The following is a 14,974-nucleotide window of genomic DNA, read 5'->3' on the forward strand; positions in this document are numbered from 1 at the left end:
CAATGCCTGCTGCAGACCAAGGATCATTTCTCGTCCTCGTTGCCCAGCAGGGATGCCAGCTTTTTTCTGGCACGCAACTCCAACATGGCTTCGCCATAGGCCTCCTGCAGTTCACGCAGCTGCTTTTCGTACTGCTCTTTGACTTCCAGCGGTTTGGTGCGCAGCGCGTTCTCCATGCCGCGCTTGCCTTCGTCGACCCATTGCTCAACCTCGGAAGGGTTGAGATCGAAGGCTCTGCTGGCCTCCGAGATCGTGGTCTTGCCTTGAATGATGTCCAAAACCAAGGCCGTCTTGCGCCTGGCCGTCCAGCGTTTGATGTCGTCTTCCATCAGGGTGCTCATCGTCGTTTCCTTCAACGTTAACACCTGTGCAGGAATTCACTGGGTCAATACAAACGCTGCAGAAAGCGGCCGATGGCGATGCGGCCCTCCAGCCGTGCCAGGCTCAGGCCCGCGCACTGGTGGATGCCGAAGCCGAAGGCCAGGTGCCGGTTGCCCTCGCGCTGCAGGTTCAGTGTTTCGGGCGCGTCGTAGACGGCCGGGTCACGGTTGGCGGCGCCGATGCACAGCGTCACCAGCGCGCCTTCGGGCAGGTTCGCGCCGCCCACCCGGGTCGCGCGCAGCGCGCGCCGGTTGCCGAGCTCTTTGGACGATTCAAAGCGCCGGAATTCGTCCACCGCCAGTGTCAGCGGTGCCTCCTGGGCGGCGGCCGCGTCGCCTGCGGTGGCCGCCAGGCGTGCGAGCAGACCGGTGAGGCGCTTTTTCGCCCGATTCAAGACCAAAACCATCAATACCCAGGGCAAAAACGTCGCTTTGCGCTATCGCAAGCGTAGCGATTTGATCCATCGGTCGGAGTCATGGTCAGGGCCAGAGTCCGGTCTACAGGCCAAGCTGCTGCCCCTGGCCGGGCACCTGCGCCACCGGGAAATGCGCGGGCGAGACCCGTAGCGGCTTGAGCATCGAGCAGCTCAGTACCGCGCGGTCCGCGTGGTATTGCGCTGCCGGCTGATCCGGGATCAGGACGCTGGCGGCCATCTTGCCGGGTTGGTGGTTGTCGCTGCCCTCCAGGAATGCCAGCGCCTGGGCGGTCGTGAAGATGGTTTGTCCCATGGTTTCTTCCTTTCTGAAACCATGAAAGCACGAAATGCGACGGCGTCAAGTGCCAAGTTGGGCCGTTTCCGGGCACCCTGTCTACTTCGCGCTTCTGATCACTTTGACCAACTCGGGACTGGCGATGTCCTCAAGCACCCGAAACGCACCAGCCAGATGTTCCATCAGCAGGCCGCTGGCTCCGTGCGCTTCAAACGTGGTCTTCCACTCCCGCACCTCGCCCCAAACGCGACGGATGATCTCCACCGCGCGCGCGCGTGAGGGCGCGAACGCCGCAAACCGGCTGAGCGCGTTGTCCTGCGTGGCGAGCTTGCCTTGTTCGCCCACTTCCAGGTGCAGAAAGCGTTCGTGGGCGACGCCGGGGCGGGGCACCACGTCGTACAGCGGGCTCAGTTGCCAGCCACCCAGGCGCGGGTCGCGCACGAATGCGTGGTTACGCAGGTGGTCGTCGTCGTTGCTGACGAAGATGTTGAAGACCATGCGGCCGAACAGTTCTTCGCTGTCGGCCTTGATGCGCGAAGGGTGTACGTATTGGCGGATGGCATGCGCAAGGTGGGAGTAGCCCTTGTTGCGCGACTCGAATTCGGTGCAGGCCACCAGGGTGAGGCCGCTCACGTAGGGCAGTCGCCCTTCGGCGAGACCGGGGCCGGGCCGGGTGTCGTGCAGGGCGGCGCCAGCCTCGGGCAGCGAGCCGGGTACGGACCAGTAACGGTCGAAACGACGGATCAGCATCACCGGCCGGCCACCGACCTGGAGGTAGCGGACCTCGGGAACGGTGAGCCCGCAGCGCCGGGCGAGTTCCAGTGTGCAGGTCTCGGCCATGGCGACATCGAACGCATCGCCTCGGGCAGGGAACTTGGCCAGCCACAGCGCGCCCTGTTCATCGCGCACGGAGGCCTTGGGCCGAGCGCCACCCGCTGAGGGCCCTGCGCCCAGAAACGGCTCCAGGTTGGCCGGTACAGGGGCGCCGTTCTCCACCGCTTCGGCCGCCTGCATCACGTAGGCCAAGGAGTGCAGGTTGCTGGCCGAGGGGGCATCCGGGGTGTCCAGCGACGGGCGCACGTCCAGCGCGCCCACGCGGTCGCCGCCGGCGGCCAGCAGGTAGTCGGCTTCGGACAGGGCGCTGGCCGGGACCTTGCGCCGGGCTTCGATCACGCGGCGGCCCCACGCGTCGGGGGCGGCGTCGCGAATGCCGCCGAACTCGCCCAGGCCGTTGACCGGAAACAGCGCCTGTCCACGGACGGCGTCCCGGTGCGCCAGGCTCAGGCTGACAGGGTCCACCTCGATGGCGGCGGGGCGTTTCAGATAGCCCAGGCCATAGGCAAAGCGCGAAGCCAGCTCGCGGTTCTGGGGGTTGGCACCGACGGTCTCGGTGAGGTTCAGCAGCCCGGCAGGGACGAACCGCCCCTCCGCTTGACCTGGCAGCCAGGCAAACACCGCGAGTTCGTCTTGTGTGGTGGCCATCAGAAGTCCAGTTTGGTGAGCTCGGTCTTGCTCAGGGCGCGCACGCGTTGGGTGCGTTCGCGCGCGGTGAGCGCGGAGAGGGCCGGGTCGGTTTCCTGCAGCAGATGCAGCAAGGACAGCCCGGGCGCGATGGCTTCCAGGTACCGCAGGATTTGCGCTTGCGTGCGGCTGAGGTCTCCCTTTTCGATGAGCACGGCGGTCGAGCGCGCCAGGCCCGCGCGTGCGGCGGCATCGGCCTGGCGCAGTTGCCGGGCCATGCGCAGGCGCGCCAGCTTCTCTCCCAGCTCGCGGGCTTCTTGCTGGCGGGCGGGGGTGAGCAAAGGGGTTTCGTCTCTTTTCATGTGCTGGCGCCTTCAAACAACGACGTTAAGTCTTCAAGGACTGTGATTACAGACATTCTAGATCGAACGAATGGTGCGTCAAGTCTGTAATTGCAGTCCTAAAGAAGACTGTGAATGCATTCGGAGACTTTTCTGTGGATTCCGCACACAAACTGAGCCAGTAGGGGGAGGATTCATCCGGCGGCGACAACGCCTTCTTCGCCCAGCAGCGGGCGAAACTTGACCAGCGTAGTTTCGTCGCGGGGCGGGCTGCCCCACAACGGCGGGCACTCGCCTCGGTGCTACAGCACCATGCGAACGGCACGCTCGCGAACCTCGGGTGAAAACCCGTTTGCCTTCGTCATGACTCAATCCTTTCAGAGAAAAGAGCCTCCTCAAAAACCGGGGCGGTTTACCAGGGCGAATCCGACCCGGAGATCGCGGCCGCGCGCTTGATGGGCCGGCGCAAGGCGGCGCAGTGGGGTGAACTGGCCAGCGCTCGCGGCTGGCTCGATGTCCAGCAGCCCCTGCCCGAGGACGCGGCCACAGCGGCCAGCCTGGGCGAGCCCCGGCGCGCCAGCACGACCATCTCCACCCTGGAGCCGCACCGCGCTCAACTCCTCGCCTGGGTCGAGCAAGGCGTCTCAGGCAGCGCCATCCACGCAGCCTTGAAGCGCCAGCACGGCTGGGCCGGCAGCTACTCGGCCGTGTGCGGCGCCTGCTGGCCGACATCCGTGCCCACATGCCGCCCGAGACCACCTGACGCCTGATGGGCTACGGACGTTTGCGGGCGTGGGCCAGTGCCGAGCGGATGGCGGCCACCACGGCCTCAGGCTTGTCCAGCGGGATGGCATGGCCGCTGTCTACCCACACCTGTTGGGCATGGGGGTACAGCAGGGCAATCTCTTGCCGAAGCGCGTTGGAAAACCTGGCCAGGTCCGACGTTTCCTTCATGGGTTCAGCTGCGCTCAGCACGGTCACCGGCACGTGCGGCGGTGTGGGCAGGGCCAGCACCTGCTGGCCAGTTTGGGTCAGCAAATCGAACTCGCTTTTGGCGGTGCCGGTGATCAGCGCTTTGGCCATGCCGCGCACCAGGAGCGACTGGTTTTCCATCGCGCCCGCGCCTTCCAGCTGGCGGGGGTGGGTGGAATCGACCAGCACCAGGGCGGCCACTTCCTGCGGGTGCTGGCGGGCAAACAGCTGCATGTACAGGCCGCCCAGCGAGTGGCCCACCAGCACGTAGGGAGGCTGCATGCCTTGCTGCTGCAAGGCGCGGCGCAGTTCGGCAACGATGTGCTGGCCGTCGCGCGGGGTGCTGGCGGCAGCACTTTGGCCGATGCCGGGGCGGTTGTAGGCGAAGTAGGCGGTGTCGGCAGGCAGGGCTGGCAGCACTTTGCCCCACCAGGCCATGTGGCCGCCCAGGCCGTTTTCGAAAACGACCACCGGCGCGCTACCTGGGTGGGCCACGAGTTCGAGCAGGCGCTCGTCCACCAGGCTGATTTGCGTTCCGGGCACGCTGGCACAACCGGCCAGCAGGGCGATGGTCAACAGGCCGACAACAGCGCGGTGCAGGGTGGGCATGGGGTTCATGGGTGGGCGAATGGGCGATGGGGAATGGTTCGGCGATTCAGGCCGCAGGTTTGCGGGCCACCACGTAGGGCCGCCAGTCGCGGCTCCACCGGGAGGTGGCGTGGTGTTCCACGCTTTCGATGGTCAGCCCGCAACGCTCGATGGCGGCCATCAGCTGGTCTTCGGTCAGCACATGGATGGGTGGAATGACTTTGAGCAGGCGCAACACGGGCAGGGCCACATGGGGCACCAGCGGGTTCATCTGGCCAACGCAGGGGGTTTTGCTGATGAACAGCCCGCCGGGGCGCAAATGCCGCAGCACCTGGGCCAGGGTGTGGTTCAGGTCGGGCACCAAGTGCAGCAGGTTGAAGGCAAGCACCGTGTCCCAGCCTTCGGCAGTCTGGCTGGCGTTTTCGGTCAGGCAGGTGCCTTGCCAGCCAACCGGGGCCGGAGCCGGGGCAGGCAGGTGGGCATCGGCATCGGCCACCACCAGGTGCAGCATGCGGTGGACATCGAGCGGGGCATCTTTGAGCTTCCGGCGGGCAATGTCCACCATGGCGGGCGACAGGTCGGCGGCGGTGTAGTGCGCGGTGGCCGGGGCCAGGCGCAGGGCGGTGGTGGCGGTGCCGCAGCCCAGCTCCAGCACGCGGTCGGTGGGGCGCAGCCGTTGCCGCACGCGCTGCAAGGTGTGTTCGTAACCAGCCATGTCGGCAATGGTGGCGGCGGCGTATTTGCGTGCGGTTTTGTCCCAGAAGCGGGTGCTGTGCGCCAGCATGGCGCTGGTGGGCGGGTGTGTGGTCATGGTCGGGGGCAAGGTGAAGGAGTGGACAGGGCTGCATCGTAGTCATGCAGATTTGCGCAAACTACGTCCAAATTTGCAGACTACCTATACTTAAATGCATGACCCAACCCGACTGGAACCAACTGCGTGCCTTCCTTGAAACGGCGGAAACCGGCTCGCTGTCGGCGGCGGCACGCAAACTGGCGCTGACGCAGCCCACGCTCAGCCGCCACGTGGCGGCCATCGAGCAGGCGCTGGGTGTGACACTGTTTGAGCGCACGGGCCAGGCGATGGTGCTGACCGACGCGGGCCTGAGCCTGCTGGAGCATGCCCGCACGATGGGTGCCGCCGCACAGGAGCTGGTGCTGTCGGCCTCGGGCCAGGCGCAGGCGGTGGAGGGGCTGGTGTCGGTGTCGGCCAGCGATGCGGTGGCCACCTGGCTGTTGCCGCCCGTGCTGCGGCGTTTGCGCGAGGTGGCTCCGGGCATCACGGTGGAGGTGGTCACTTCCAACGCATTGAGCGATTTGCGCCGCCGCGAGGCGGACATTGCCATCCGCCATGTGCGCCCCGACCAGCCCGACCTGATCGGCCGCCTGCTGTACGAAGCCAGCGCGGGGTTCTACGCCTCGGCAGACTGGGTGGCGCAGCACGGACACCCGCGCACGGCACAGGATGCGCAGGGGCTGGATTTCATCGGCTCCGACCGCTCGGGCCGCTACTTGGCCTACCTGGTGCAGCACGGGCTGCCGGTGTCGGCGGCGCAGTTCAGGGTGTTGGCTGAGAACTCGGTCACGGCCTGGATGCTGGCGCAGCAGGGCCTGGGCATCGGCGTGATGATGGACGAGATTGCCCGCCGCACCCCCGGCGTGGTGCGGGTGCTGGACGAGGTGGCGGCGGTGCGCTTCCCGGTGTGGCTGGTGACGCACCGCGAGCTGCGCACGGCAAGGCGCATCCGCATGGTGTTTGACGAGCTGGCCGAGGCGCTCATGCCGGACTGAGGTGGCCCACCCACGAGACAATCCATCCTCCCCTCCCCTGGCACCCCTCCCTGTTTGCCCCTGTCTTCGACAACCTGCCCCCGTCTGTGCAGCACTTTGCCATCACGGCGCTGTCGCTGTGGCTGGCAAGCCACTTGTTCAAAGGACTGACCAGCAGCGGTTTGAGCATCGAGCAGCTCAGTACCGCTCGGTCCGGGTGGTACTGCGCTGCGGGCTGATCCGGGATCAGGACGCTGGCAACCATCTTGCCGGGCTGGCGGTTTTCGGGCACTTTGGGGCTTTGGTTTTTGGGTCGCGCAGTGGCGGGTGATCAACGTTTCCGGAGGTACCTTTCTCCCTGTCTGGCGGAGCTCCAAACCACGTCGGTGCCAGGCTGGCCGACTACCTCGACAGACTTTCTCGCATCCTTTCGGTTTCTGACGTGACGCCTTCCGGAGCCCGGGGTTATGCCGCGGTGGCGGTGGACCTGAAGCACGATGCTTCAGGCAAATCGGTCAAACCTAGCGGCGGCACCATGAGATGGCAGTTGTGCGCAGGGCCCCCGCCGGTCTCACCGCTGAGGCTTGGGCTTGACACAACGTTGCGGCGTGGCGGCCACGCACTCGCCAGCGCAGACCGCGTTGCCGTATCGGTCCACAGAAGCTGCACCGCGCGGTTGGCTGGAGCAGAAGATGTCACCACGCAGGTCTTTGGCGCAGTAGCCAGGACCACAGACCGGGTCTCCGTAACGATCCAGTTCGATCCCGCCACCGGCAGTGGAGCAGATGATCTCTCCCGTTCGATCCGCCTTGCAGGAGGCATCGGGCCCGGGACAAACCATCTGTCCTTCCCGGTTGGGCGTGCAGGTCCGGTCATTGGCCTGTGCCGGTACGCCGCACAAGAGCAGCAGGAAAAGCGAGATCGTTTGAGTAAGGGTGCGGCAAGCGATCATGGTCATTTTTTCAAGGCTTCGAGTCTGGCGGTCGGGTCGTCGTGGCGGCATGGCTGGCGACAGCGGCGGCGGAACTGGATTCTGACCCCAAATTCCCCTGTCGGTCATTCGCCAGGTGGTTGACGGACTTCACAAGCTTCTGCTTGGTACGTATGACGGGGGGCAGGTCGCCTGGTGCGCCAGCTGCGCATCGATGCCGCCACCGCTCAGAGTCCGGGACCGGTTTTCCAGGCCGATCTGCTGCCCCTGGCCGGGCACCAACGCCCCCGCCGGCGGCTGGCAGCAAAGCCATCTGTTTGCGGGGGAGTATTGGGATCAGGACAGCCAGTTGCTGTACCTGCGCGCGCGCTGGTACGACCCGCAGATCGGGCGGTTCATCAGCGCGGATCCGTTTGAGGGGAGGCAGAGGGCCGACTGGCGACATCTGAATCACCCTGGTGGGCGGCAGGCGGCGATGGTTCTTGACGCCAGTCCGTGCGATGCGCCGGTCAGGCCACCACAAACGGCGCCGACAAAAACCCCCGGAACCGCGCCCGCCCGCCCCGCAACGGGGGCTGCGTGAGCCGGTAGCCGGGAAAGCGCTGCAGAAAGCGCCCGATGGCGATGCGGCCCTCCAGCCGTGCCAGGCTCAGGCCCGCGCACTGGTGGATGCCGAAGCCGAAGGCCAGGTGCCGGTTGCCCTCGCGCTGCAGGTTCAGTGTTTCGGGCGCGTCGTAGACGGCCGGGTCACGGTTGGCGGCGCCGATGCACAGCGTCACCAGCGCGCCTTCGGGCAGGTCCACACCACCCACCTGCGTGGCGCGCAGCGCCCGGCGGTTGCCCAGCTGGTTGGACGATTCGAAGCGCAGGAATTCGTCCACCGCCAGCGTCATCAGCGTCTCCTGGGCGGCCGCGTCGCCCGTGGTGGTGGCGAGGCGCGCGAGCAGGTCGGCGCGGGCGTCGGGAAATTCCTGCAGCGTCAGCAGGCCGTTGCCGATCAGGTTGGTGGTGGTCTCGTGGCCGGCGTTGAGCAGGAAAATGCAGTTTTGCAGCAGCTCCACCTCGGTCAGGCGCTCGCCGCTGTCTTCGCCTTGGATCAGGCGGGTCAGCACGTCTTTTTCCGGGTCACCGGGGGTGCGGCGGCGCTCGGCCACCAGGTCTTTCAGATAGACCAGCATGTCGCGCACGGCCGCATTGCCGGCGGCCTCCTGCGCCGGGGTGAGCACCGGCTCCAGCGCGCCCAGCACCGCCAGCGACCAGCCGCGCAGCGGTCCGCGGTCGGCATGCGGCACACCCAGCAGGTTGCCGATGATCTCGACGGGAATGGACGAGGCGAAGTCTTCGATCAGGTCGCCGCCGCCCCGGGCTTCGATCGCATCCAGCAGGCTGTCGACCAGCGCCACCAGGCCAGGCTCCATCGCCGCGATGGCGCGGCGCGTGAGCGCGCCCATGATCAGCTTGCGTACCCGGGTGTGCAGCGGTGGGTCGTTGAACACCAGGCTGGTGGTGTGGTGCTCGTACAACGGTGAATCGACCCCGTATTTGGGCGCGAACTCCACGTGTTTGTCGCTGCTGAACACGGCCGCGTCGCGGTAGACGGCCATCAGGTCGGCGTGGCGGGTCAGAAACCAGCTGCCGTCGGGCATGCGCCGGATGGGTTCGGCCTGGCGCAGCGCGGCATACACCGGGTACGGATTGGCCAGAAAGTCGGCGGGCAGGGCGCGCAGGTCGAAGGCGGCGGCAATCTGGCGCGCCCGTTCGGGCGTCATCGGCGGCGTGATGTCCGCCGCCGCCACGGCATAGGGGGTGTTCATGGCGCGAGGAAGCCGTGCAGCGCCGCCAGCGTGGCATCTGGCGTCTCGGTCATCTGGTGGTGGCCCACCGGCAGCGTCACCACCTTCACTGTCTTGCCCGCTTCACGCGCCTTGGTGATCAGGCCCTGCGCGGCCTTGGGCGGGGTCATCTGGTCCACGCCGCCCAGCAGGAACAGCACCGGGCAGGTGATCTGCGTGATGGCCGCCTCGCCGTTGGTATAGCGGTCGCAGGCCACGAAGCCGCGGTGGAATACGTTCACCGCCGAATTGCTGGCCAGCACGCGCCGGCCCAGCGCCATGCCCGCGCCGAACACCCAGGTGCCGGGGCCGAGCGCCGAGGGCGGGGCGCACAGCGTGCTGCGCGAAAACACGTTCACCATGGTCAGCGCCTTCATGGGCTCGTTCAGCGAGGCCTCGATCAGCGCTGGCGACACCCGCATCGGGAACGCCGTGCCCACGAGAACCAGGTGCGTCACGCGCTCCTTCAGGCGGGCCGCCGCTTCCAGCGCGATCAGCGAGCCCCAGCTGTGGCCGACCAACGCCGCCTTCTGAACGCCCGCCGCGTCAAGCAGCGCGCCGATGAAGTCGGCCGCTTCTTCGACGGACGCGGGCGCCTCGCCGCCGCTGCGGCAGTGGCCGGGCAGGTCCACGGCCAGCACGTTGAAGCCGTGATGCGCCAGGTAACGCGTCTGCAGGATCCAGACGCTGTGGTCGTTGAGCACGCCGTGGATGAACACCACGGTGGGTTTGGCGGCATCGAAGGGCTTGCCGCCGGTGTAGCAGTAGGTCGGGGCGCCGTTGACGGGAACAAGCATCATGCACCTGCCTTTTCTGCCGCCTTCAGGGCGCGCTTGAGGTCGTCGATCAGGTCGTCGGCGTCTTCCAGGCCGATCGACAGACGGATGGTGCCGGGGCGGATGCCCGCGCCCGCCAGCGCGTCGTCACTCATGCGGAAATGCGTGGTGCTGGCCGGGTGGATCACCAGCGAGCGGCAGTCGCCCACGTTGGCCAGGTGGCTGAACACCTTCAGCGCCTCGATGAAGGCCTTGCCCTGGGCGCGTGAACCCTTGATGTCGAAGCTGAACACCGAGCCCGCACCACGCGCCCCATGGCGCAGCAGGCGCTGGGCCAGCGCGTGGCTGGGGTGGCTCTCCAGCAGCGGGTGGCCCACCCGGCCCACCAGCGGATGCGCGGCCAGGAACTGCACCACCTTTTCGGTGTTGGCCATGTGCCGCTCCATGCGCAGCGACAGGGTCTCGATGCCCTGCAGGATCAGCCAGGCGGTGTGCGGGCTCATGCAGGCGCCAAAGTCGCGCAGGCCCTCGCGGCGCGCGCGCAGCAGGAAGGCGCCGACGGTGCTTTCCTCGCTGAAGGTCATGCCATGAAACCCGTCGTAGGGCTCGGTCAAACCCGGGAATTTGCCGGACCGGTCCCAGTCGAAGCTGCCGCCGTCCACCACCACACCGCCGATCACCGTGCCGTGGCCCGACAGGAACTTGGTGGCCGAGTGGTAGACCAGATCCGCGCCATGCTCCAGCGGCTTGATCAGCCACGGGGTGGTCAGCGTCGAGTCCACCAGCAACGGCACGCCGGCTTCGTGGGCGATCTGCGCCACGGTGGGGATGTCGAGCACGTCCAGACCGGGGTTGCCCACGGTCTCGCCGAAAAACAGGCGGGTTTCCGGCCGCACGGCCGCGCGCCAGCCGTCGATGTCGCCGGGCTTGACGAAGGTGGTGTCGATGCCGAAGCGGCGCAGCGTGTAGTGCAGCAGGTTCTGGCTGCCACCGTACAGCGCGGTGCTGGCCACGATGTGGCTGCCCGCGCCCATCAGCGTGGCAATGGCCAGGTGCAGCGCCGCCTGGCCGCTGGCCACCGCAATGGCGCCGATGCCGCCTTCGAGCGCGGCCATGCGCTGCTCCAAGACGGCGTTGGTCGGGTTGCTGATGCGGCTGTAGACGTGGCCGGCGCGCTCCAGGTTGAACAGCGCGGCCGCGTGGTCGGTGGACTCGAAGACGAACGAGGTGGTCAGGTGAATCGGCACGGCGCGCGCGCCGGTGGCGGGGTCGGGCTGGCTGCCGGCGTGCAGCGCCAGCGTGTCGAAGCCGGGGTCGGAATAGCCGGGCATGGGGTCTCCCAGAAGTCGGTCGGAGGGGGCACGCCGTCATGCGCTGCCCGGCCGACATTGTGGGCTATATTCGACGGCGTGCCCGCCGCCTCGGCGCCCCTTGGAGAACCGGATCATGAAAGTCAGCGACATCCTGCGTGTCAAAGGAAACACGCTCTACACCATTACGCCGGAAGATAGCCTGGCCGACGCCGCGCGCATCATGGCGGAGAAGGACATCGGCTCGCTGGTGGTGATGTCCTATGACCGGGTGGTGGGCATGCTGACCTTCCGCGAGGTGATCCAGACGCTGGTCAGGAACGGTGGCAGCTTTGGCACCACCAGCGTCTACCGCGCCATGGACCCGGGCCCGCTGACCTGCACGCTGGCGACCGACATGGACGAGGTTCGCCGCATGATGCTGGAGCGCCACGCCCGCTACATGCCGGTCATTGACAACCGCATGCTGCACGGCGTGATCAGCTTCTACGACGTGGCCAAAGCCGTGGTGGATGCGCAGAACTTCGAAAACCGCATGCTCAAAGCCTATATCCGCGACTGGCCGGAGGAAGAGCCGGCCGCGAAGGCCGAGCCCGGCGCGGCCTGAGCGCGTCGGGGCTGCCGGGTCCGCCCACGAGTCCTGCGCGGGCCCGTGGCGGCGCCCGATCCGGCCGCTGGCTCCCGGCGGGAATCACCCCATGCTGGCGTGGATGACCTCGCGTACCCGAGGATAGATCTGCTGGTTCCACTTCCGGCCGCTGAACACGCCGTAGTGGCCGACACCGGTCTGCACATGGTGCGTTTTCAGGTACGGCCGGATGCTGGGGCACAGGTCGTGGGCGGCCACCGTCTGGCCCACCGAGCAGATGTCGTCGCGCTCGCCTTCCACGGTGAACAGCGCGGTGCGACGGATCGCCGTGGGGTTGACGGTGCGGCCCCGGTAACTGAGCACGCCGCGCGCCAGATCGAAGGTCTGGAACACCTTTTCCACCGTCTCCAGGTAGAACTCGGCCGGCAGGTCGTTCACGGCGAGGTACTCGTCGTAGAAGGTCTGGATGGTGCGCGCCTGCTCGACCTCGCCCTCGACCAGATGCTCGTACATGTGCCTGAACGCCTGCTTGTGCCGCTCCGGGTTCATGCTCATGAAGGCGGTGAGCTGCACGAAGCCCGGGTACACGCGGCGCATGAAGCCGGCGTGGGGCAGGGGCACATGGCTGATCAGGTTCTTCTCGAACCATTCGATGGGTTTGGCGATCGCCAGCGTGTTGACGGCGGTCGGATTCACGCGGCAGTCAACCGGCCCGGCCATCAGCGTCAGGCTCAGCGGCTGGGCGGGGTGGTCGTCCTCGGCCATGACGGCGGTGGCTGCCAGCGCCGCCACACAGGGCTGGCAGACGGCCACGACATGCGCGCCCGGGCCGATGGCGGCCAGGAAGCGGATCATGTGGTCGATGTAGTCATCCAGCGCAAACGCGCCGTGGCTCAGTGGCACGTCGCGGGCGTTGTGCCAGTCGGTGATGTAGACGTCGTGGTCCTGCAGCAGGGTGCGCGCGGTTTCGCGCAAAAGCGTGGCGAAATGGCCCGACAGCGGCGCCACCAGCAGCACCGGCGGATGCGGCTCGCCCCCGGTGTGGGCCTTGCGGAAACGCAGCAGCGTGCCAAAGGGCGCGGACATCACCGTTTCCTGCGTGACGGGGACTTCCTCGCCGGCCACCAGCGCGGTCGTGATGCCGTAGTCGGGGCGGGTGTGCGTCAGGCGCATGCGTGAAATGACCTCGTTGGCGGCCGACAGCCGGCGTACCAGGCTGCGCTCGGTCTTTTGCAGCCACAGGCTGGCGCCGAGGTGCTGGGCCATCAGCCGCAGCGGAGACATCAGGTCGGACTGGAACTGGTAGGCCTGATACAGCATGGGCATCCTGATTGGGGTGGCGTGTGCTGGTTCGGGCAGGCAATTACCGGGCCAGCCTGAACCGCCTTTTGTGCACCGGTCCGGTGCGCCCCGATCTGGCACAGCCTTTGCGTCGCGGGGTGAACACACCGAGGAGAACCCGATGCCCAAAGCCGTCCTGACGATCAGCAGCCGCAACTACGGCGCCTGGGCCTTGCGCGGCTGGCTGATGTGCAAGCTGGCCAAGCTGGATTTCACCGAGCATGTGGTGCCGCCCGACGATCCGGCGATGAAGGCCGAGATCCTGCTGCTCGCTTCCTCCATCCTGGTGCCGTCGCTGGAGCACCAGGGGCTCAAGGTCTGGGACACGCTGGCGATCGGTGAATACCTGCACGAGATCAAGCCCAAGGCCGGCCTGCTGCCGGCCGACATCGGCGCCCGCGCCCATTGCCGTGCCATCTGCGGCGAGATGCACTCGGGCTTCATTTCGCTGCGCTCGGCGCTGCCGATGAACATCAAGGCCCACTTTCCGAAGTACAAGGTCTGGTCGCGCGCGCAGGGCGACATCGCCCGCATCGTCGAGATCTGGAAAGACTGCCTGGCCACCTATGGCGGGCCCTACCTGTTCGGTGCGCACCCGTGCATGGCCGATGCGATGTACGCGCCGGTGGTCACCCGTTTCCTGACTTATGACGTGGCGCTGGATCCGGTCTGCGCGGCCTATTGCAAGACCATCATGGCGCTTCCCGCCATGAAAGAGTGGGTGGCCGCCGCGCAGCTGGAGCCTGACGAAATCGACGAGCTCGAAGCCGAGTTCTGATCCCGCGGACCGCACCGGCGCGGTGCACGTCGGCCCCAATGTGCCTCTGGGATAATCCCGCCGATGAGCGGCAACACCTTTGGCACCCTGTTTTGCGTCACCAACTTCGGTGAATCCCACGGCCCGGCCATCGGCTGCGTCATCGACGGCTGCCCGCCCGGCATGGCCCTCAGCGAGGCCGACATCCAGATCGACCTGGACCGCCGTCGCCCGGGCACCAGCAAGTTCGTCACCCAGCGCAACGAGCCCGATGCGGTGGAAATCCTCAGCGGCGTTTACGAAGGCCAGACGACCGGCACGCCGATCGCCTTGCTGATTCGCAATACCGACCAGCGCAGCAAAGACTACGGCAACATTGCGCAGACCTTTCGGCCCGGACACGCCGACTACGCCTACTGGCAGAAATACGGCATCCGCGACCCGCGCGGCGGTGGCCGCAGCTCGGCCCGCCTCACGGCACCCACGGTGGCTGCCGGCGCGGTGGCCAGGAAGTGGCTGAAGGAAAGGTTCGGCACCACATTCCACGCCTGCATGACGCAGATCGGCGAAGTGCCGATAGCCTTCGAGCGCTGGGACCACGTGCGGGAGAACCCTTTCTTTGCGCCGGTGGCCGACGTGTCGGCGCTGGAGGACTACATGAACGCGCTGCGCAAGAGCGGCGATTCGTGCGGCGCGCGCCTGCGTGTGGTCGCGAGAAACATGCCCGTGGGCCTGGGCCAGCCGCTGTACGACAAGCTGGATGCCGACATTGCCTGGGCCATGATGGGGCTCAATGCCGTCAAGGGGGTGGAGATCGGCGCCGGTTTCGCCTCGGTGGCGGACAAGGGCTCCACCCACGGTGACGCGCTCACCCCCGGCGGCTTTGTCGGCAACAAGGCCGGTGGGGTGCTGGGGGGCATCAGCACCGGGCAGGATCTGGACGTTTCGGTGGCGATCAAGCCCACCAGCTCCATCCTCATCCCGCGCGATTCGATCGACGTGGACGGCGTTCCCACCGAAGTCATTACCAAGGGCCGGCACGACCCCTGCGTCGGTATCCGCGCCGCGCCGATCCTGGAGGCCTTGCTGGCACTGGTGGTGATGGACCATGCGTTGCGCCACCGGGCGCAGTGCGGGGATGTGACGGTCCGGACGCCCGATATCGCGGCTGCATCTCGCGCGTGATCGGAACCCCGATCGGGCGGAGCCCGGCCAAGC

At 67.0% G+C, this 14,974-nt stretch carries 18 protein-coding genes; 6 read left to right on the forward strand and 12 right to left on the reverse strand.

Annotation, left to right across the window (positions count from 1 at the left end; translation table 11 throughout):
* Window positions 1–23 precede the first annotated feature (23 nt).
* From AC2EBU_RS00005 to AC2EBU_RS00025, 5 genes are all read right to left on the reverse strand, one after another.
* Window positions 24–341 carry a transposase gene (locus AC2EBU_RS00005; protein WP_484608340.1) on the reverse strand — a complete coding sequence of 106 codons (318 nt, stop codon included), beginning with the start codon at window positions 339–341 and terminating at the stop codon, window positions 24–26.
* A 44-nt stretch (window positions 342–385) separates the two neighbouring features.
* On the reverse strand, window positions 386–775 hold the full coding sequence (locus AC2EBU_RS00010) for a cytochrome P450 (protein WP_484608341.1): 390 nt from the start codon (window positions 773–775) through the stop codon (window positions 386–388).
* A gap of 103 nt (window positions 776–878) precedes the next feature.
* Window positions 879–1,109, reverse strand: a complete 231-nt coding sequence (locus tag AC2EBU_RS00015; RefSeq protein WP_484608342.1) for a hypothetical protein — start codon at window positions 1,107–1,109, stop codon at window positions 879–881.
* An 81-nt stretch (window positions 1,110–1,190) separates the two neighbouring features.
* Window positions 1,191–2,573 carry a type II toxin-antitoxin system HipA family toxin gene (locus AC2EBU_RS00020; RefSeq protein ID WP_484608343.1) on the reverse strand — a complete coding sequence of 461 codons (1,383 nt, stop codon included), beginning with the start codon at window positions 2,571–2,573 and terminating at the stop codon, window positions 1,191–1,193.
* The gene (locus AC2EBU_RS00025; RefSeq protein WP_484608344.1) at window positions 2,573–2,914 is read right to left on the reverse strand and encodes a helix-turn-helix domain-containing protein; all 342 of its coding nucleotides are present in this window, start codon (window positions 2,912–2,914) and stop codon (window positions 2,573–2,575) included. Before AC2EBU_RS00025 ends, AC2EBU_RS00020 begins: the two co-directional genes overlap by 1 nt.
* Window positions 2,915–3,348: 434 nt before the next feature.
* Here AC2EBU_RS00025 and AC2EBU_RS00030 point away from each other — a divergent pair, with 434 nt between their 5' ends.
* Entirely contained in the window at window positions 3,349–3,663 is a 315-nt protein-coding gene (locus AC2EBU_RS00030; RefSeq protein WP_484608345.1) for a hypothetical protein, read from the forward strand.
* Window positions 3,664–3,667: 4 nt separating this feature from the next.
* Here AC2EBU_RS00030 and AC2EBU_RS00035 read toward each other — a convergent pair whose 3' ends face one another.
* Window positions 3,668–4,474 (reverse strand): alpha/beta fold hydrolase, encoded by an 807-nt coding sequence (locus AC2EBU_RS00035; RefSeq protein WP_484608346.1) that lies wholly within the window; start codon window positions 4,472–4,474, stop codon window positions 3,668–3,670.
* A 46-nt stretch (window positions 4,475–4,520) separates the two neighbouring features.
* Window positions 4,521–5,264 carry a class I SAM-dependent methyltransferase gene (locus tag AC2EBU_RS00040; protein WP_484608347.1) on the reverse strand — a complete coding sequence of 248 codons (744 nt, stop codon included), beginning with the start codon at window positions 5,262–5,264 and terminating at the stop codon, window positions 4,521–4,523.
* A 98-nt stretch (window positions 5,265–5,362) separates the two neighbouring features.
* On the opposite strand from AC2EBU_RS00040, the gene AC2EBU_RS00045 reads away from it, so the two are divergent.
* Complete coding sequence (locus AC2EBU_RS00045) at window positions 5,363–6,241, forward strand: LysR family transcriptional regulator (protein ID WP_484608348.1); 879 nt, start codon at window positions 5,363–5,365, stop codon at window positions 6,239–6,241.
* A 550-nt stretch (window positions 6,242–6,791) separates the two neighbouring features.
* Here the strand turns inward: AC2EBU_RS00045 and AC2EBU_RS00050 are convergent.
* On the reverse strand, window positions 6,792–7,178 hold the full coding sequence (locus tag AC2EBU_RS00050; RefSeq protein ID WP_484608349.1) for a hypothetical protein: 387 nt from the start codon (window positions 7,176–7,178) through the stop codon (window positions 6,792–6,794).
* A gap of 187 nt (window positions 7,179–7,365) precedes the next feature.
* Between AC2EBU_RS00050 and AC2EBU_RS00055 the strand changes: the two genes are divergently transcribed.
* Window positions 7,366–7,734: an RHS repeat-associated core domain-containing protein gene (locus tag AC2EBU_RS00055; RefSeq protein ID WP_484608350.1), complete on the forward strand. Its 369-nt coding sequence runs from the start codon at window positions 7,366–7,368 to the stop codon at window positions 7,732–7,734.
* Here the strand turns inward: AC2EBU_RS00055 and AC2EBU_RS00060 are convergent.
* Genes AC2EBU_RS00060 through AC2EBU_RS00070 form a run of 3 tightly spaced genes read right to left on the reverse strand, consistent with a single transcriptional unit; the run spans window position 7,661 to window position 11,090 of the window.
* Window positions 7,661–8,965 carry a cytochrome P450 gene (locus AC2EBU_RS00060; protein ID WP_484608351.1) on the reverse strand — a complete coding sequence of 435 codons (1,305 nt, stop codon included), beginning with the start codon at window positions 8,963–8,965 and terminating at the stop codon, window positions 7,661–7,663. The genes AC2EBU_RS00055 and AC2EBU_RS00060 overlap by 74 nt on opposite strands.
* Window positions 8,962–9,780, reverse strand: a complete 819-nt coding sequence (locus AC2EBU_RS00065; RefSeq protein ID WP_484610079.1) for an alpha/beta fold hydrolase — start codon at window positions 9,778–9,780, stop codon at window positions 8,962–8,964. Before AC2EBU_RS00065 ends, AC2EBU_RS00060 begins: the two co-directional genes overlap by 4 nt.
* A complete protein-coding gene (locus AC2EBU_RS00070) occupies window positions 9,780–11,090 on the reverse strand; it encodes an O-acetylhomoserine aminocarboxypropyltransferase (RefSeq protein ID WP_484608352.1) in 1,311 nt (436 codons plus the stop codon). The genes AC2EBU_RS00065 and AC2EBU_RS00070 overlap by 1 nt, the downstream gene beginning before the upstream one ends.
* 115 nt (window positions 11,091–11,205) lie before the next feature.
* Here AC2EBU_RS00070 and AC2EBU_RS00075 point away from each other — a divergent pair, with 115 nt between their 5' ends.
* Window positions 11,206–11,676 (forward strand): CBS domain-containing protein, encoded by a 471-nt coding sequence (locus tag AC2EBU_RS00075; RefSeq protein WP_484608353.1) that lies wholly within the window; start codon window positions 11,206–11,208, stop codon window positions 11,674–11,676.
* An 84-nt stretch (window positions 11,677–11,760) separates the two neighbouring features.
* Here AC2EBU_RS00075 and AC2EBU_RS00080 read toward each other — a convergent pair whose 3' ends face one another.
* A complete protein-coding gene (locus AC2EBU_RS00080; RefSeq protein WP_484610080.1) occupies window positions 11,761–12,978 on the reverse strand; it encodes a polyhydroxyalkanoate depolymerase in 1,218 nt (405 codons plus the stop codon).
* A 142-nt stretch (window positions 12,979–13,120) separates the two neighbouring features.
* Here AC2EBU_RS00080 and AC2EBU_RS00085 point away from each other — a divergent pair, with 142 nt between their 5' ends.
* Together AC2EBU_RS00085 and aroC are read left to right on the forward strand one after the other, a co-directional pair.
* Window positions 13,121–13,777: a glutathione S-transferase gene (locus AC2EBU_RS00085; protein WP_484608354.1), complete on the forward strand. Its 657-nt coding sequence runs from the start codon at window positions 13,121–13,123 to the stop codon at window positions 13,775–13,777.
* A 63-nt stretch (window positions 13,778–13,840) separates the two neighbouring features.
* Complete coding sequence (aroC, locus tag AC2EBU_RS00090; RefSeq protein WP_484608355.1) at window positions 13,841–14,941, forward strand: chorismate synthase; 1,101 nt, start codon at window positions 13,841–13,843, stop codon at window positions 14,939–14,941.
* The last annotated feature ends 33 nt before the right edge of the window (window positions 14,942–14,974 follow it).

The organism is Curvibacter sp. T50, from assembly GCF_057219955.1.

What these genes read in the sequence shown, in the direction of transcription:
- AC2EBU_RS00005 (WP_484608340.1), bottom strand. Translation starts at nt 341, where the DNA reads ATGAGCACCCTGATGGAAGACGACATCAAACGCTGGACGGCCAGGCGC.
- AC2EBU_RS00015 (WP_484608342.1), bottom strand. Translation starts at nt 1,109, where the DNA reads ATGGGACAAACCATCTTCACGACCGCCCAGGCGCTGGCATTCCTGGAG.
- AC2EBU_RS00020 (WP_484608343.1), bottom strand. Translation starts at nt 2,573, where the DNA reads ATGGCCACCACACAAGACGAACTCGCGGTGTTTGCCTGGCTGCCAGGT.
- AC2EBU_RS00025 (WP_484608344.1), bottom strand. Translation starts at nt 2,914, where the DNA reads ATGAAAAGAGACGAAACCCCTTTGCTCACCCCCGCCCGCCAGCAAGAA.
- AC2EBU_RS00030 (WP_484608345.1), top strand. Translation starts at nt 3,349, where the DNA reads ATGGGCCGGCGCAAGGCGGCGCAGTGGGGTGAACTGGCCAGCGCTCGC.
- AC2EBU_RS00035 (WP_484608346.1), bottom strand. Translation starts at nt 4,474, where the DNA reads ATGCCCACCCTGCACCGCGCTGTTGTCGGCCTGTTGACCATCGCCCTG.
- AC2EBU_RS00040 (WP_484608347.1), bottom strand. Translation starts at nt 5,264, where the DNA reads ATGACCACACACCCGCCCACCAGCGCCATGCTGGCGCACAGCACCCGC.
- AC2EBU_RS00045 (WP_484608348.1), top strand. Translation starts at nt 5,363, where the DNA reads ATGACCCAACCCGACTGGAACCAACTGCGTGCCTTCCTTGAAACGGCG.
- AC2EBU_RS00050 (WP_484608349.1), bottom strand. Translation starts at nt 7,178, where the DNA reads ATGACCATGATCGCTTGCCGCACCCTTACTCAAACGATCTCGCTTTTC.
- AC2EBU_RS00055 (WP_484608350.1), top strand. Translation starts at nt 7,366, where the DNA reads ATGCCGCCACCGCTCAGAGTCCGGGACCGGTTTTCCAGGCCGATCTGC.
- AC2EBU_RS00060 (WP_484608351.1), bottom strand. Translation starts at nt 8,965, where the DNA reads ATGAACACCCCCTATGCCGTGGCGGCGGCGGACATCACGCCGCCGATG.
- AC2EBU_RS00065 (WP_484610079.1), bottom strand. Translation starts at nt 9,780, where the DNA reads ATGCTTGTTCCCGTCAACGGCGCCCCGACCTACTGCTACACCGGCGGC.
- AC2EBU_RS00070 (WP_484608352.1), bottom strand. Translation starts at nt 11,090, where the DNA reads ATGCCCGGCTATTCCGACCCCGGCTTCGACACGCTGGCGCTGCACGCC.
- AC2EBU_RS00075 (WP_484608353.1), top strand. Translation starts at nt 11,206, where the DNA reads ATGAAAGTCAGCGACATCCTGCGTGTCAAAGGAAACACGCTCTACACC.
- AC2EBU_RS00080 (WP_484610080.1), bottom strand. Translation starts at nt 12,978, where the DNA reads ATGCTGTATCAGGCCTACCAGTTCCAGTCCGACCTGATGTCTCCGCTG.
- AC2EBU_RS00085 (WP_484608354.1), top strand. Translation starts at nt 13,121, where the DNA reads ATGCCCAAAGCCGTCCTGACGATCAGCAGCCGCAACTACGGCGCCTGG.
- aroC (WP_484608355.1), top strand. Translation starts at nt 13,841, where the DNA reads ATGAGCGGCAACACCTTTGGCACCCTGTTTTGCGTCACCAACTTCGGT.